Below are 14,764 nucleotides of genomic sequence, written 5' to 3' on the forward strand. Positions count from 1 at the left end.
CTCGGTGCGCCGCCCCCGCCTGCAGGCTCGGGCCCTGCAGCGCCAGGGCCGATTCGACGAAGCCCTGGTCAAGGCCAAGCAGGGCCGCTTCGGCCTGACCAATGACCAGCAGGACGATTTCAGCATCTTCGTGCTCGACCTGCTGATCGAAGCCGGCCGGCTGGACGACGCGGCAGAGCTGGCCTTCGAGAGCGCCAGCAGCAAGCGCCCGGGTTCAATGCGGCATGCCTGCACGGTGGCCCTTGCGCAGATGAAGGCGCACCTGGCCCGGGGCGCCACGCCCCACCCCGGCTGGCACCTGGCGCTGGCCAGCGCCGCCATGGACGACGCCGGGTGGGTGGAAGACCCCGAGGACCCGGAGGCCTTCATCGGGCACCACCTCGCGCAGGTGCGCAGCGCCGTGCCCCAGCACCCGGCGCTGGCGTGCCTGGACGGGCTGCGCCTGTTCGCCGCCGGTGAGCATGCGCGCGCCCTGCCGCTGCTGGAGACGGCGGTGCGCGAGCCCGCCATGGCCGCGCCCGACCTGCTGCAGGCGCTGTGGGTCAGCCGGATCAAGGTGCATGGCGTCACCAAGGCGCTGCAACAGCCGTTTGCGGCCTCGCCCGCCGCAGGCTGGTGCTACAACATCGGCGTGTGGCTGGACTTCAACCTGCAGCAGGCCTGCGGCGCCAGCGGCGACGAGGACTGGCCCGAGCAGGACATCGACACCCTCAAGGCGCGCTACTACGAGGCGGCCGTGGTGCATTTCGAGGCCTTCTTCGCCACGGGCGAAGGCTGGTTCCGCGATGGCGACGTGCATGTCTACTCCATGCTGTGCAACAACCTGGCCATCTACTACCGCTGGAACCTCAAGGAGTACGACAAGGCCATCGAACTGCACCACAAGGGCCTGGCCACCAGCCCCTTTGCAGAGCACCACAACGGCCTGGTGTCCTGCTACTCGGCATCGGAGCGCAAGGCCGAGCTCATCGCGGCGGCCGACACGCTGTGGCACTACTCGCTGGACTTTGGCTACGGGCGCCACGATCCCACGGACTACTTCAAGCGCGTGTGCCGCGCGCTCTACGAACTGGACCGCGACAACGAGATCGACATCTGGCTGCAGCGCCTGGACGAATGGTGGAACGGCCTGGACGGTGACGACCAGGCCGCGAACGAGGACGACTACCTCGGCGCCCTGCTGGTCATGCTGCGCAACCTGGCGTGGTCGCAGCCGGCCGACGCGCTGGCGCGGCTGGAACGCGTGATGCCGCGCGTGCAGGCCAATGCGCTGCCCGGCGTGCGGCGCGTGGCCGGCAACGTGTACGAGAACACCAAGCACTTCGAGCGGGCCATGGCGCTCTACCAGGAGTCGCTCAGGATGGTGCGCCCGAACAACGAGAGCGACGCCGAGCAGGCCGGCTACGCGCGCGACGACATCACCAGCTGCAAGAAGGCCATGGGCGCCGGCAAGCCCTGGTGGAAACTCTGGTAATGGCGCCTGGCGCCGCCACGCGCGGCACCTATGGCGCGCGCGACGTGGTCAACGCGCCGGCCATCCAGAGCGCCATCGGGCGCCGCAGCCAGGAGCGCGGCGATCCCGAGGAGGTACGCGCCTGGCTGGCGAACCACTTCTACCGGCACCTGGTGGGCAACCTGCAGGCCCCGGCGCCGGTGCTGCAGGCCGTCACGCAGCGCGAGCAGGCACAGGCGCTGCTCAGGCCGGCGCCCGTGCCGCCCTGGGCGCTGGCCCGGCTGGGCGACGCCTCTGCGCGCCATGCACAACTGCCGGACATTCCTCTGTGGTGGATCGACCCCGAGGCCGACGCCGTGCTGGCGCTCGAGGCCCGGCTCGTGGAGTTCCTGCTGTCGCGCGAAGGCACGGGGCTGCAGGGCAAGCTGCAGCGCGTGACGGCCCCGCAGGCGCTGGCCCTGTGGGCAGAGGAACATGCGGCCTACGAAGCCAAGGCAGCTGCCGGCTGGCGCGAACACCAGAGCGAGGCCGTGGTGCTGGCCTGGCAGGGTGAGCAGGGCCATTTCATCGAGTTCCGGCCGGACAGCGAACACCTGCGCGCGGAGATGGCCTACGAGAGCCAGATGATGCGCCACTGCCTGGGCCAGTTCGCGAGCCGGCGCAGCCTGGCCGGCGGCTACGGCGAGCACTACGCCAAGGCCTGCGAGGAGGGGCGCATGCGCCTGTTTTCCTACCGCACGGCCAGCCACGTGCCACACATCACGATCAGCGCCCACGTGCGCGAGGATGGCCGCCTGGCCATCGACCAGATCAAGGGCAAGCAGAACCGCCCGCCCATCGAGCGCTACCAGGGCGAGGTGCTGGCCCTGCTCAACCAGTTGACCACCTGCGAGGACGCGCCCCCCGACGCGCTGCAGATGGGCATCGTGCGCACGGCCCAGGGCTGGTGCGCGGTGCGCGACGTGGTGCACGAGCAGGACCAGCTGCGCCTGGTGCAGGCCCGGCCCGCACTGGTGCGCGAGCTGCCCGCCCCCTCGCCGCTGGTGCAGTGGCTGGTGGCGGCGCGCGACCCCGCGCTGCTGCAGGGCCTGCCGCTGGCGGCCTCGGTGGCGGCGGCACTGGATGCCGGCGGCACGCAGGCCACGGAGCTCCCGCCATGATCGCCTGGTTGCTCATCGCGCTGGGGTTCTGCCTCGTGGGCTGGCTGGCCTGGCGGCTGCTGCTGTGGGTGCTGGGGCCCTTCCTGCGCTGGTACGGGCGGCCGCGCCTGCGCCGCCAGTATGTGCTGGACGCGCACTGGAGCTGGACCCTGGCCCTGGCCGATCCCATGGCCTTCGCGCGCATCCAGGGCGGCTTCGCCGATGCGCGCATGCCGCGCCTGGCCGATTCGCTGCAGCAGTCCCTGCGCCCGGCCCTGCTGCACCTGCTGGGCCTGCGCAGCGACATGGCCGATGACCAGGTCCGCGCCGCCCTGCCAGCGCAGCTGCGCGAGCGCTGGTTCCGCATGGGCCTGGACGCCCTGCGCCCCGACGATGCCCCGCGCGACGCGATGGCCCTGGCCTGCGCGCGCGTGGCCTTCGCGACGCGCACCGCCGCCCTGCTGGGCTGGCTGGACGAGGCCACGCAGTGGCAGATCCTGCACCACAACGCGCAGCGCGCGGCCGACTGCTTCCACAGCTGGCAGGATTTCGGCAGCGCCTGCGCACGCGGCCGCCATCAATGGGTGGCCCATTCGCGCGCCGACAGCCTGGGGGTGGCCTTCACCGAGGAAGAGGTGGCGCAATGGGTGGCCAACCGCGACCATCCCTGGCACTGGCTGCCCTGGCCGCTGCCGCCACCGCCCATGAAAAAGCCCTGAGGAGCCGGCGCTCATCAGGGCTGTGGATGACCGGAGACCGGGGTCAGAACGGCATCTTGGGCATGCCGCCGCCGCCCAGGCCCTTCATCCCGCCCATCTTCTTCATCATCTTCATCAGGCCGCCGCCCTTCATCTTCTTCATCATGTCCTGCATCTGCTCGAACTCCTTGAGCAGGCGGTTGACCTCCTGGACATGCACGCCGGCACCACCCGCGATGCGCTTCTTGCGCGTGGCCTTGATCAGCTCGGGCTTGCGGCGCTCCAGCGGCGTCATGCTCTGGATGATGCCTTCCTTGCGCTTGATGTCCTTCTCGGCCTTGTCCATGTCCACGGCGCCGGCCTTGGCGGTGAACTGGGCCGGCAGCTTGTCCATGAGGCTCGACAGGCCGCCCATCTGCTTCATCTGCTGCAGCTGCGACAAAAAGTCGTTGAGGTCGAAGCCGTCACCGCTCTTGACCTTGGCGGCCAGCTTCTGCGCGGCCTCGATGTCCACACCGGCCGTGACCTGCTCCACCAGGGCCACGATGTCGCCCATGCCCAGGATGCGGCCCGCATGCCGCTCGGCGTCGAAGACCTCCAGGCCGTCAAGCTTTTCGGAGACGCCGGCGAACTTGATCGGCGCGCCCGTGATCTGGCGCACCGACAGCGCGGCACCGCCACGCGAGTCGCCGTCGAGCTTGGTCAGCACGATGCCGGTGAGCGGCAGGGCTTCCTTGAAGGCCTTGGCCGTGTTGATCGCGTCCTGGCCCTGCATGGCATCGACCACGAACAGGGTCTCGACCGGGTTCAGCGCGGCGTGCAGGTCCTTGATTTCCTTCATCAGCACTTCGTCGATGGCCAGGCGGCCGGCCGTGTCGACCAGCAGCACGTCGAAGTAGTGTTTCTTGGCGTAGTCGAGCGCGGCCAGGCCGATATCGAGCGGCTTCTGCTCGGGCGTGCTCGGGAACCACTCGGCACCGGCCTGCTTCGTCACGGTCTTGAGTTGCTCGATGGCGGCGGGGCGGTACACGTCGCCCGAGACGGTGAGCACCTTCTTCTTGCGCTTTTCGATCAGGTGCTTGGCCAGCTTGGCCGTGGTCGTGGTCTTGCCGGCGCCCTGCAGGCCGGCCATCAGGATCACCGCCGGTGGCTGGGCCGCCAGGTTGATGTCGGAGATGCCCTCGCCCATGGTGGCGGCGAGTTCGCGGTTGACGATGGAGACCAGGGTCTGGCCCGGCTTGAGTGAGCCCAGCACTTCCTGGCCCAGGGCCTTTTCCTTGACGCGGGCAATGAAATCCCGCACGACGGGCAGGGCCACGTCGGCTTCGAGCAGGGCCATGCGCACCTCGCGCAGCATGTCCTGCACGTTGGATTCGGTGATGCGGGCCTGGCCACGCATCTCCTTGACGAGGCGCGTGAGTTTGTCGGTAAGGGCGGAGGCCATAGGGATTGTTCCGGTGTTGCCCACGGGCGATTGGCACGGGTGGGCCCGCCAGGGCGCTGGCGGTGAAGCGAAAGGCAACTAAACTGTGCCCATGATTTTACCCAGTGCTTCTCCCCTGGGCTGGCTGCTCGCGCTTGCCGCAGCGGCGGCCTATGCCATGCCCGCTGCCGCGGCGTCGCGCCTGGGGGCGGCCGGCATGCGCAACGCCCTGCTGCTGGCATGGTTGCTGCATGGCGCCACGCTGGTGCTGGGGCTGTGGAACGAGGCGCCACGCTTCGGCTTTGCGCCGGCGCTGTCGATGACGGCCTGGCTGGTGCTCACGGTGTACGCGGTGGAAAAGCAGCTGTTTCCGCAGATGCAGGCGCGCTGGGTCCTGGCGGTGCTGGGTGCCCTGGCCATCGTGCTGGCGATGGTGTTTCCGGGCCAGCCGCTGCATGTGTCGGCCTCGGCCTGGCTGCCGCTGCACCTGGCGCTGGGCATTGCCTGCTATGGATTGTTCGGCGCCGCCGTGGTGCATGCCTGGCTGATGACACGCGCCGAGCGCCACATCCGCCAGGCGGAGGATCCGCACAGCGGCATCCCGCTGCTCACGCTGGAGCGCCTGACCTTCCGCTTCGTGACCGCCGGCTTCGTGCTGCTCACCGCCACGCTGCTGGCCGGCTGGCTGTTCGGCGACGCCCTCTATGGCCGTGCCTGGCGCTGGGACCACAAGGCGATCTTCTCGCTGATGGCCTGGATCACGTTTGCCACGCTGCTGCTGGGCCGCGCGCGCTTCGGCTGGCGCGGCCGCACCGCGGTGGGCGTGCTCTATGCGGGCGCGGGCCTGCTGCTGCTGGCCTATGTAGGCTCGCGCTTCGTGCTCGAAGTCATCCTGGGCCGCAGCGCATGAAGTACCTCGTTCTGCTGGTGGTGCTGGTGGTGGCCATCGGCATCTGGCGCAGCAACCGCGCCGCGCCCAAGGAAGCCCAGCCCGGCAAGGCCCGCCCCCCGGCGCTGCCCCAGGACATGGTGGTCTGCGCGCACTGCGGCGTGCACGTGCCGCGTGCCGAGGCCCAGATCCAGGGGGAGAGCACCTACTGCAGCCTGGAGCACCTGCGCCTTGGCAAGCCCTGAACCGACGGCGCCCATGGCCGATAGCCCGCCGCCGGCCAGCAACCTGCTGGTGACGGTGGACGCGCCTTTCCTGCGCCTGTGGAAGGGCTTCCTGACCGCCCGGGTGATGGTCGCCATCGCCCTGGTCCTGCTGCAGACCCTGGGCCAGGCGGTCAACCAGACGCTGGACCCGGCCACGCTGGCGGTCACCGTGGCCTACCTGGTCGCCACCATCCTGATGCGCATCCTGGCACGCCACCGGCCGCCGCCACCGGGCACGGGCATGCACTGGCTGCCGTCCATCGGCGTCGACCTGGCCGTGGTCTGCGCCCTGCAGCTGCTGCACTCGGGCGCCCTGAACTACACCCCGCTGTTTGGCCTGCCGATCCTCATGGCGGCCGTGCTGGGCACCCTGACGCTGGCGCTGGGCACCACGGCGGGCGTGACCCTGCTGCTGCTGGGCCTGGCCTGGCTGGGCTCGCGCGCCGGGGTCGACGACCCCCAGCGCTACCTGCAAAGCGCCCTCACGGGCACGGGCTACTTCATCGTCTCCTACCTGGTGCACCAGCTCGCCACGCGCCTGGCGCGCGAGCAGGAAGTGGCCCTGCAAAGCCAGATGACGGCGCGTGTGCAGACGCAGGTGAGTGCCCTGGTGATCCAGAACCTCACGGACGGCGTGCTCGTGGTGGACGAAAACGACACCGTGCGCACGGCCAACCCCGCGGCCCTGCAATTGCTTGGCCAGCCGCCGCTGCCGCCGCTGCCCTTTTCGCTAACGCATGCCGCCGCCTGGGATCCCCTGGTGAAGCTGGCGCGCCGCACCTTCCGCCAGGAGATGCCCCAGACCGCCGATGCGGACCTGCTGCACCCCGGCGAAAGCCCCACCGGGCTGCATGTGCGCACCTGGCTGACCTCCTCGCGCACCCTGGCGCGCGAGGCCGGCAGCGAGCGGTTGTGCGTGATGTTCCTGCACGACCTGCGCGAGATGCAGGCGCGTCTGCGCACCGAGAAGCTGGCCGCGATGGGCCGCATGTCGGCCGCCGTGGCGCACGAGATCAGGAACCCCCTGGCGGCCATCGTCCAGGCCAATGCGCTGCTGGAGGAGGACCTCACGGACCCCGGCCAGAAGCGCCTGGCGCACATGGTGCAGCAGAACGCGGAACGCCTGGCACGCATTGCCGAGGAGGTGCTGGACATCGCCCGCGTGCAGCACCAGATCAGCCATTCGCCCGCCTCCACCCTGCAACTGGACGCAGCCGTGTCCCAGGTCTGGAACGACTGGCAAGGCCAGGACCCGGCACAGCGCCGCGGGCTGGTGGCCCTGGGTGCGGGCGATGCGCATGTGGAGTTCGACCCCGAGCACCTGCGCCGCGTGCTGGTGAACCTGCTTGACAATGCCCTGCGCTACCGGGGCCCCGAACTGGACTCGCTGTGCATCACCACGCGCACCAGCATCACCGGCCAGATCAGCCTGCAGGTCTGGAGCGATGGGGCGCCCATGGACAAGTCCGTGGAACGCCACCTGTTCGAGCCCTTCTTCTCGTCCGAAAGCCGCTCCAGCGGCCTGGGCCTGTACATCTGCCGCGAGCTGTGCCAGCGCCATGGCGCCTCGATCGGCTACCAGCGGGTCGTGCGCCTGACCCAGCGTGGCGAAACCGGCGGCAATGCATTTACGGTAGGCTTTCGGCGCACCACCCGCCCTTCCGAGCCGGCCTCCCTGTTCGACACCATCGTGGTCTGAAAGCCTTTTTCTTCTGCCCCCCCCATGAACGCCCCTGCTGCTTCCATCCTTGTCGTGGACGACGAGCCCGATCTGCGCACGCTCTACGAACTCACGCTGCTGCGCGAAGGCTACCGCGTGGAAACGGCCGCCAGCGTGCAGGAGGCGCGCGAGCAGCTCAAGGCCCACCGCTTCGACGCCGTGATCACCGACATGCGCCTGCCCGACGGCTTCGGCATGGAGCTGCTGCAGGACCTGCGCGACCAGCAGCGCAAGGAGCGCTGCGTGGTCATGACGGCCTATGGCTCGGCCGAGAACGCCGTGGAAGCCCTGCGCTCGGGCGCCTTCGACTACCTGACCAAGCCAGTGGACTTGAAGCAGTTCCGCTCGGTCGTGGCCTCGGCCATCCAGGGCACGGGGGGCGTGCCCGCGCCGCGCGCCTCGCGCACCCCGGGCGGGCGCGCAGGTGGCGGTAGCGGTACGGTCGATGCCCAGGCCTCGTCCTCGGCGCTGGACCGGCTGGTCGGCGAGTCGGCCGCCATGCGCAATGTCAAGCAGCGCGTGGCCAAGGTCGCACGCGGCATGGCGCCGGTGCTGATCCACGGCGAGTCGGGCACCGGCAAGGAGCTCGTCGCCCAGGCACTGCACGCCAGCAGCCAGCGCGCCGATGGCCCCTGGGTGGCCGTGAACTGCGGCGCCATTCCCGAGAACCTGCTCGAGGCCGAGTTCTTCGGCGCGCGCAAGGGCTCCTACACCGGCGCCAGCCAGGACCGGGACGGCTACTTCCAGGCTGCGCGCGGGGGCACCTTGTTCCTCGACGAGATCGGCGACCTGCCGCTGGCCATGCAATCGAAGCTGCTGCGCGCCATCCAGGAGCGCAGCGTGCGTGCCCTGGGCTCCACGCAGGAGGAGACGGTGGACGTGCGCATCGTGAGCGCCACGCACCGCGACCTGGCGGCCGACGTGCAGAGCGGCCGCTTCCGCCAGGACCTGTACTACCGCCTGAATGTGATCGAGGTCGTGATCCCGCCGCTGCGCGAGCGGCGTGAGGACCTGCCGGCCCTGTGCCGGGCCCTGCTCGCGCGCATCGCGCAGGACTCGGGCATGCCCGTGCCGGCCCTCACCGAGCACGCGATCCAGGCCATTGCCGCCCACCCGCTGACCGGCAACGTGCGCGAGCTTGAGAACCTGCTGCACCGCGCCGTGGCGCTGAGCGAAGGGGACGAGCTGCACGTGGACGGCGTGGCCCCCCCGGCGGGCAGCGCAGCCCCCGACCGCGCTGAGCACATGCTGCCGCCGGATACCACGACCTTCGCACCCCTGGCCGCGCCGGACACGCGGGCTGCCGACGGTGCCCCGGCCCTCCCCACCGCCGGCTTGGCCGCCAGCCCGGCGATGCCGGGCGCCAGCACGCCCCTGCCCAGCGACCTGCAGGCCTGGCTGGACCAGCAGGAGCGCGACATCCTGGTGCGCGCACTGCGCGAGGCGGGGTTCAACCGCACGGCCACGGCGGCGCGCCTGGGCATCAGCCTGCGCCAGATCCGCTACCGCATCGCGCGCCTGAACATCGCCGTACCCAATGACCAGGACGCCCATGACGACGCTGGCTGACGCAGCCGGTGCCGGCGGCTCCGCCTGGGAGCAGGGCTGGCACCGGTCGGCCGTGCGCCACCCCTCGCCCAACTACGGCCCGCGCCCGCCAGCGGCACAGATCGACCTGATCGTGGTGCACTCCATCAGCCTGCCTCCGGGCGAGTACGGGGGCCCGGCCGTGCGCCAGCTGTTCACCAACACGCTCGACTGGGATGCGCACGCCTATTACCAGGGCATCCGCGGCCTCACGGTGTCCGCGCACTTCTTCATCGAGCGCACCGGGGTGCTCTGGCAGTTCGTGGACTGCGACCAGCGCGCCTGGCATGCCGGGCCCTCGGCCTACCGCGGCCGCGCGCAATGCAACGACGATTCCATCGGCATCGAGCTCGAAGGCCTTGAGGGCGAGCGCTTCGAGGCCGCCCAGTACGCCACCCTGGCCTGGCTGTGCCGCGACATCGCGCTGCGCTATCCGATCGCCCACCTGGCCGGCCACGAGCACATTGCCCCCGGGCGCAAGCACGATCCCGGCGCGGGTTTCGACTGGGCCGCCGTGCAGCAGTCCCTGGCCTGGCCAGCGGAGCGCTTTCCTCCCGAAACCCGGCCGGCGAGCGCCATCGGCGATTGATCCGCCGGGCATGGCGCCTTGCCCCCGCAAGGGCGGTGCCGGGACGCCACACCCGCAAATATTTTTTTGTGCGAATGCACAAATCCACAGCGCCAGTGCGCACGCGGCCTGCCGCGCAAAACCCCGCCGCATGGCGCGCGGTTGCACGGTTTTTTCAGGCATCCATCGCGTGCATGGCGGGTTCGCAGCAGGTCCGTGCAGGCGCTTTATCCCTGGTGACACATGCTGTTTCGGTATTTGGGGTCGCCAGCGGCGGTACACTACAGGTAGCGTATTGAACGCGACAGACACACCATATATAGTGTGCGCCAGACGAGAAGCTGGCGCATCGCTTCTCTCCCCGGCGGCACCGAAAGCCGCCCGCACATCCCAGACAGCACCCAAAAAGAGGACATCCATGCAAGCTGCTTTGAACACGCCTTCGTCCACCACCCGCCCCGCATCCACGGATGCACCCGAGGCGGCTTCTGCAGCGGAGGGCGCGAACCCCACGTTCGCCCACTACCAGATCATCCGCCGCAATGGCGCCGTGGTCCCGTTCGAGCCGCAGAAGATTGCCGTGGCGATGATGAAGGCGTTTCTGGCAGTGCACGGCACCCAGGGTGCCGCGTCGGCCAGCGTGCGCGAAGTGGTGGACACGCTGACCCAGAACGTCGCCCGCGCCCTGGCGCGCTCGCGTCCTGGCGGCGGCACCTTCCATATTGAAGACGTGCAGGACCAGGTGGAGCTGGTGCTGATGCGCGGTGGCCACCACGAAGTGGCCCGCGCCTACGTGCTGTACCGCGAAAGCCGCACCCAGGAGCGTGCCCGCCATGTCGAACAGGAAGCCCAGGCCGCTCCCGCCCCGGCACTGCACGTGCTGGATGGCGACAAGCGCGTGGTGCTGGACCTGGTGCGCCTGCGGGGCCTGATCGAGTCGGCCTGCGTGAACCTGGGCGCCGACGTGTCGGCCCAGCCCATCGTGGCCGAGACCATGCGCAACCTGTACGACGGCGTCCCCATGGACGAGGTCTACAAGGCCTCCATCCTGGCAGCCCGCACGCTGATCGAAAAGGACCCCGACTACACCTACGCCACCGCACGCCTGCTGCTGCACACCATCGTGCGCGAAGTGCTGGGCCGCGAGGTCACCCAGGCCGAAATGGGCCAGAGCTACGTGGAGTACTTCCCGCAGTTCATCCAGAAGGGCGTGGACAACGAGCTGCTGGACCCGCGCCTGCTGACGTTCGACCTGGCCCGCCTGGGCGCCGCCCTCAATGCCGACCGCGACCTGCAGTTCGACTACCTGGGCCTGCAGACCCTGTACGACCGCTACTTCCTGCACGTGCGCAAGACCCGCATCGAGCTGCCCCAGTGCTTCTTCATGCGCGTGGCCATGGGCCTGTCGCTCAACGAAGCCGACCGTGAAGCCCGCGCCATCGAGTTCTACGAGATCCTCTCGAGCTTCGACTTCATGTCCAGCACGCCCACGCTGTTCAACAGCGGCACGCTGCGCTCGCAGCTGTCCTCGTGCTACCTGACTACCGTGCCCGACCACCTCGAAGGCATCTACGACTCCATCAAGGAGAACGCGCTGCTGTCCAAGTTCGCCGGCGGCCTGGGCAACGACTGGACCCGCGTGCGTGCCCTGGGCTCGCACATCAAGGGCACGAACGGCGAATCGCAGGGCGTGGTGCCCTTCCTCAAGGTGGTCAACGACACGGCCGTGGCCGTGAACCAGGGCGGCAAGCGCAAGGGCGCCGTCTGCACCTACCTGGAAACCTGGCACCTGGATATCGAGGAGTTCCTGGAGCTGCGCAAGAACACCGGCGATGACCGCCGCCGCACGCACGACATGAACACGGCCAACTGGATCCCCGACCTGTTCATGCGCCGCGTGATGGAAAAGGGCACCTGGACCCTGTTCTCGCCCTCCGATGTCCCTGACCTGCACGACCTGTTCGGCACCGCCTTCGAGAAGGCCTACGTGGCCTATGAAGCACGGGCTGCACGCGGCGAGATCAAGCCCTCCAAGACGGTGCAGGCCACCGACATGTGGCGCAAGATGCTGACCATGCTGTTCGAGACCGGCCATCCCTGGATCACCTTCAAGGATGCCTGCAATGTGCGCTCGCCCCAGCAGCACGCCGGCGTGGTGCACTCGTCCAACCTGTGCACCGAGATCACGCTGAACACCAGCGACACCGAGACCGCGGTCTGCAACCTGGGTTCCGTGAACCTGCTGCAGCACTTGAAGGACGGCCAGATCGACCACGCCAAGCTGCGCAAGACCATCACCGTGGCCATGCGCATGCTGGACAACGTGATCGACATCAACTACTACGCGGTCAACAAGGCGCGTGACTCCAACCTGCGCCACCGCCCCGTGGGCCTGGGCCTGATGGCTTTCCAGGACAGCCTGTACGAACTGCGCATTCCCTACGCCTCGCAGGCGGCCGTGGAGTTCGCCGACAAGTCGATGGAAGCCATCTGCTACTACGCCTACTGGGCCTCGACCGAGCTGGCCAAGGAACGTGGCCAGTACACGAGCTACAAGGGTTCGCTGTGGGACCAGGGCATCCTGCCCCTGGATACGCTGGACATGCTGGCCACGGCACGCGGCGGCTATGTCGAGGTGGACCGCTCGGCCACGCTGGACTGGGATGCGCTGCGCAAGAAGATCGCCCAGGACGGCATGCGCAACTCCAACTGCGTCGCCATCGCCCCCACCGCGACCATCTCCAACATCATCGGCGTGGACGCATCGATCGAGCCCTCGTTCGGCAACCTGTCGGTCAAGTCCAACCTCTCGGGCGAGTTCACCGTGATCAACGGCGGCCTGGTGCGCGACCTCAAGCGCCTGGGCCTGTGGGACGACGTGATGATCATGGACCTCAAGCACTTCAAGGGTTCGCTGCACCCCATCGACCGCGTGCCGCAGGACATCAAGGCCCTGTACTCGACCGCCTTCGAGGTCGACTCGCAGTGGCTGGTGGAAGCCGCATCGCGCCGCCAGAAGTGGATCGACCAGGCGCAGAGCCTGAACATCTACATGGCCGGCGCATCGGGCAAGAAGCTCGACGACACCTACAAGCTGGCCTGGCTGCGCGGCCTGAAGACCACCTACTACCTGCGCACGCAGAGCGCCACGCACGTGGAGATGAGCACCGTGAACACGCGCCAGCTCAACTCCGTGTCGTCGGGCAGCGATGCCGGCGCGGCACAGGCAGCACCTGCCAAGCCCAGCGCGATGGAAGTGGCCGCAGCGGCTGCTGCCGCACAGGCCGCGGCACTGCCTGCCACCGACATCAAGTTCTGCGCGATCGATGATCCAACCTGCGAGGCCTGCCAGTAAGGCCCCATGAAGCGGCGCGCATGAGGACCCATGCACGCCGCTTCGGTGCTGTGAAGCAACAAAACGTTGCTGCACAACGCTGCGGTGCTTTCCTTTTTGCAGCACTGCTTTCATAATCCGAACACTGGAAAATCTATGTTGTCCTGGGACGAAGAAGTCAAGCCCTCATCGCAAAATCAACTGGACGGTGGACTGAACAAAAGCCACCCGGCGGAACAGTCGCCTTTGTCTTTCCAGACCCCCTCTCTTCAGGAAGTGCATGCGTCGATGACTGCATCCGCAGCACCGCAAGCGGCCCCTGCCGCAGCACCCGCGCACCGCCGCGTGAACGCTGCCGACAAGCGCATCATCAACGGCCAGACCGACGTCAACCAACTGGTGCCGTTCAAGTACAAGTGGGCCTGGGAAAAGTACCTCGCCACCTGCGCCAACCACTGGATGCCACAGGAAGTGAACATGACGCGCGACATCGCGTTGTGGAAGGACCCCAACGGCCTGACCGATGACGAGCGCCGCATCATCAAGCGCAACCTCGGCTTCTTCGTGACCGCCGACTCGCTGGCCGCCAACAACATCGTGCTGGGCACCTACCGCCACATCACCGCGCCCGAGTGCCGCCAGTTCCTGCTGCGCCAGGCCTTCGAGGAAGCGATCCACACGCATGCCTACCAGTACATCGTGGAGTCGCTGGGCCTCGATGAAGGCGAGATCTTCAACGCCTACCTGGAAGTGCCCTCGATCCGCGACAAGGACCAGTTCCTGATCCCCTTCATCGAGGCGATCATGGACCCCAACTTCCACACCGGCACCTTCGAGACCGACCAGACGCTGCTCAAGTCGCTGATCGTCTTCGCCTGCCTGATGGAAGGCCTGTTCTTCTACGTGGGCTTCACGCAGATCCTGGCGCTGGGCCGCCAGAACAAGATGACCGGCGCGGCCGAGCAGTACCAGTACATCCTGCGCGACGAGTCCATGCACTGCAATTTCGGCATCGACCTGATCAACCAGCTCAAGCTGGAGAACCCGCACCTGTGGACCGCAGAGTTCAAGGCCGAAATCAAGGCTTTGTTCATGAAGGCCGTGGAGCTCGAGTACCGCTACGCCGAAGACACCATGCCACGTGGCGTGCTGGGCATGAACGCATCGATGTTCAAGGGCTACCTGCGCTACATCGCGAACCGCCGCGCCACCCAGATCGGCCTGGAGACGCTGTTCCCCAACGAAGAAAATCCATTCCCCTGGATGAGCGAGATGATCGACCTGAAGAAGGAGCGCAACTTCTTCGAGACGCGCGTCATCGAGTACCAGTCGGGTGGCGCCTTGTCCTGGGACTAGCCTCGTAGGTGCACGCACGCCATGGATCCCCACACCACGCCCTGCACGGACAACGCCCAAGCGCGTTGCCGTGCAGGGCGTTCCCGTGTTCATGGAGATGGGGTACGCCCCATCTCCATGGATCGCTTCATGTCCACTGTAGACACGAAGTGCTCTTTGCAAATTGACTCAAGGAGAACATGATGGCAACTGCGAAAAAACCCGCTGCAAAGAAGGCAGCTCCCGCGAAGAAGGCTGTAGCTGCAAAGCCAGCAGCCAAGAAGGCCGCTCCTGCCAAGAAGGCAGCAGCACCAGCCAAGAAGGCCGCTCCCGCCAAGAAGGCAGCAGCACC

Annotated in this window: 10 protein-coding genes and 1 pseudogene; 10 read left to right on the plus strand and 1 reads right to left on the minus strand. The window is 68.0% G+C overall.

Annotation, left to right across the window (positions count from 1 at the left end):
* The 3 genes and pseudogenes from PMI14_RS26645 to PMI14_RS26655 form a co-directional block, all read left to right on the plus strand.
* Window positions 1-1,474, plus strand: a pseudogene (locus PMI14_RS26645) (tetratricopeptide repeat protein); the annotation flags it as partial.
* A complete protein-coding gene (locus tag PMI14_RS26650; RefSeq protein ID WP_007859322.1) occupies window positions 1,474-2,613 on the plus strand; it encodes a hypothetical protein in 1,140 nt (379 codons plus the stop codon). The pseudogene PMI14_RS26645 and the gene PMI14_RS26650, both read left to right, overlap by 1 nt.
* Window positions 2,610-3,311 carry a DUF1266 domain-containing protein gene (locus tag PMI14_RS26655; protein WP_007859323.1) on the plus strand — a complete coding sequence of 234 codons (702 nt, stop codon included), beginning with the start codon at window positions 2,610-2,612 and terminating at the stop codon, window positions 3,309-3,311. The genes PMI14_RS26650 and PMI14_RS26655 overlap by 4 nt, the downstream gene beginning before the upstream one ends.
* A 43-nt stretch (window positions 3,312-3,354) precedes the next feature.
* Here PMI14_RS26655 and ffh read toward each other — a convergent pair whose 3' ends face one another.
* On the minus strand, window positions 3,355-4,734 hold the full coding sequence (ffh, locus tag PMI14_RS26660; RefSeq protein ID WP_007859324.1) for a signal recognition particle protein: 1,380 nt from the start codon (window positions 4,732-4,734) through the stop codon (window positions 3,355-3,357).
* A 91-nt stretch (window positions 4,735-4,825) separates the two neighbouring features.
* Here ffh and PMI14_RS26665 point away from each other — a divergent pair, with 91 nt between their 5' ends.
* The 7 genes from PMI14_RS26665 to PMI14_RS26695 all read left to right on the plus strand — a co-directional run bounded on the left by PMI14_RS26665 (window position 4,826) and on the right by PMI14_RS26695 (window position 14,433).
* Window positions 4,826-5,623, plus strand: coding sequence for an inner membrane protein YpjD (locus PMI14_RS26665; RefSeq protein ID WP_007859325.1), 798 nt, complete (start codon window positions 4,826-4,828; stop codon window positions 5,621-5,623).
* The gene (locus tag PMI14_RS26670; RefSeq protein WP_007859326.1) at window positions 5,620-5,847 is read left to right on the plus strand and encodes a PP0621 family protein; all 228 of its coding nucleotides are present in this window, start codon (window positions 5,620-5,622) and stop codon (window positions 5,845-5,847) included. The genes PMI14_RS26665 and PMI14_RS26670 overlap by 4 nt, the downstream gene beginning before the upstream one ends.
* A gap of 13 nt (window positions 5,848-5,860) precedes the next feature.
* Window positions 5,861-7,567, plus strand: coding sequence for a PAS domain-containing sensor histidine kinase (locus PMI14_RS26675; RefSeq protein ID WP_007859327.1), 1,707 nt, complete (start codon window positions 5,861-5,863; stop codon window positions 7,565-7,567).
* A 24-nt stretch (window positions 7,568-7,591) separates the two neighbouring features.
* Window positions 7,592-9,157, plus strand: coding sequence for a sigma-54 dependent transcriptional regulator (locus PMI14_RS26680; protein WP_007859328.1), 1,566 nt, complete (start codon window positions 7,592-7,594; stop codon window positions 9,155-9,157).
* On the plus strand, window positions 9,141-9,764 hold the full coding sequence (gene ampD, locus PMI14_RS26685; RefSeq protein WP_007859329.1) for a 1,6-anhydro-N-acetylmuramyl-L-alanine amidase AmpD: 624 nt from the start codon (window positions 9,141-9,143) through the stop codon (window positions 9,762-9,764). Before PMI14_RS26680 ends, ampD begins: the two co-directional genes overlap by 17 nt.
* Window positions 9,765-10,161: 397 nt before the next feature.
* Window positions 10,162-13,098: a ribonucleoside-diphosphate reductase subunit alpha gene (locus PMI14_RS26690; RefSeq protein WP_007859330.1), complete on the plus strand. Its 2,937-nt coding sequence runs from the start codon at window positions 10,162-10,164 to the stop codon at window positions 13,096-13,098.
* A 135-nt stretch (window positions 13,099-13,233) separates the two neighbouring features.
* Window positions 13,234-14,433 (plus strand): ribonucleotide-diphosphate reductase subunit beta, encoded by a 1,200-nt coding sequence (locus tag PMI14_RS26695; protein ID WP_007859331.1) that lies wholly within the window; start codon window positions 13,234-13,236, stop codon window positions 14,431-14,433.
* The last annotated feature ends 331 nt before the right edge of the window (window positions 14,434-14,764 follow it).

The organism is Acidovorax sp. CF316 (assembly GCF_000276605.1).
Taxonomy (GTDB): domain Bacteria; phylum Pseudomonadota; class Gammaproteobacteria; order Burkholderiales; family Burkholderiaceae_C; genus Acidovorax.

What these genes read in the sequence shown, in the direction of transcription:
- PMI14_RS26675 (WP_007859327.1), top strand. Translation starts at nt 5,861, where the DNA reads ATGGCCGATAGCCCGCCGCCGGCCAGCAACCTGCTGGTGACGGTGGAC.
- PMI14_RS26650 (WP_007859322.1), top strand. Translation starts at nt 1,474, where the DNA reads ATGGCGCCTGGCGCCGCCACGCGCGGCACCTATGGCGCGCGCGACGTG.
- PMI14_RS26655 (WP_007859323.1), top strand. Translation starts at nt 2,610, where the DNA reads ATGATCGCCTGGTTGCTCATCGCGCTGGGGTTCTGCCTCGTGGGCTGG.
- PMI14_RS26690 (WP_007859330.1), top strand. Translation starts at nt 10,162, where the DNA reads ATGCAAGCTGCTTTGAACACGCCTTCGTCCACCACCCGCCCCGCATCC.
- PMI14_RS26680 (WP_007859328.1), top strand. Translation starts at nt 7,592, where the DNA reads ATGAACGCCCCTGCTGCTTCCATCCTTGTCGTGGACGACGAGCCCGAT.
- PMI14_RS26695 (WP_007859331.1), top strand. Translation starts at nt 13,234, where the DNA reads ATGTTGTCCTGGGACGAAGAAGTCAAGCCCTCATCGCAAAATCAACTG.
- PMI14_RS26670 (WP_007859326.1), top strand. Translation starts at nt 5,620, where the DNA reads ATGAAGTACCTCGTTCTGCTGGTGGTGCTGGTGGTGGCCATCGGCATC.
- ffh (WP_007859324.1), bottom strand. Translation starts at nt 4,734, where the DNA reads ATGGCCTCCGCCCTTACCGACAAACTCACGCGCCTCGTCAAGGAGATG.
- PMI14_RS26665 (WP_007859325.1), top strand. Translation starts at nt 4,826, where the DNA reads ATGATTTTACCCAGTGCTTCTCCCCTGGGCTGGCTGCTCGCGCTTGCC.
- ampD (WP_007859329.1), top strand. Translation starts at nt 9,141, where the DNA reads ATGACGACGCTGGCTGACGCAGCCGGTGCCGGCGGCTCCGCCTGGGAG.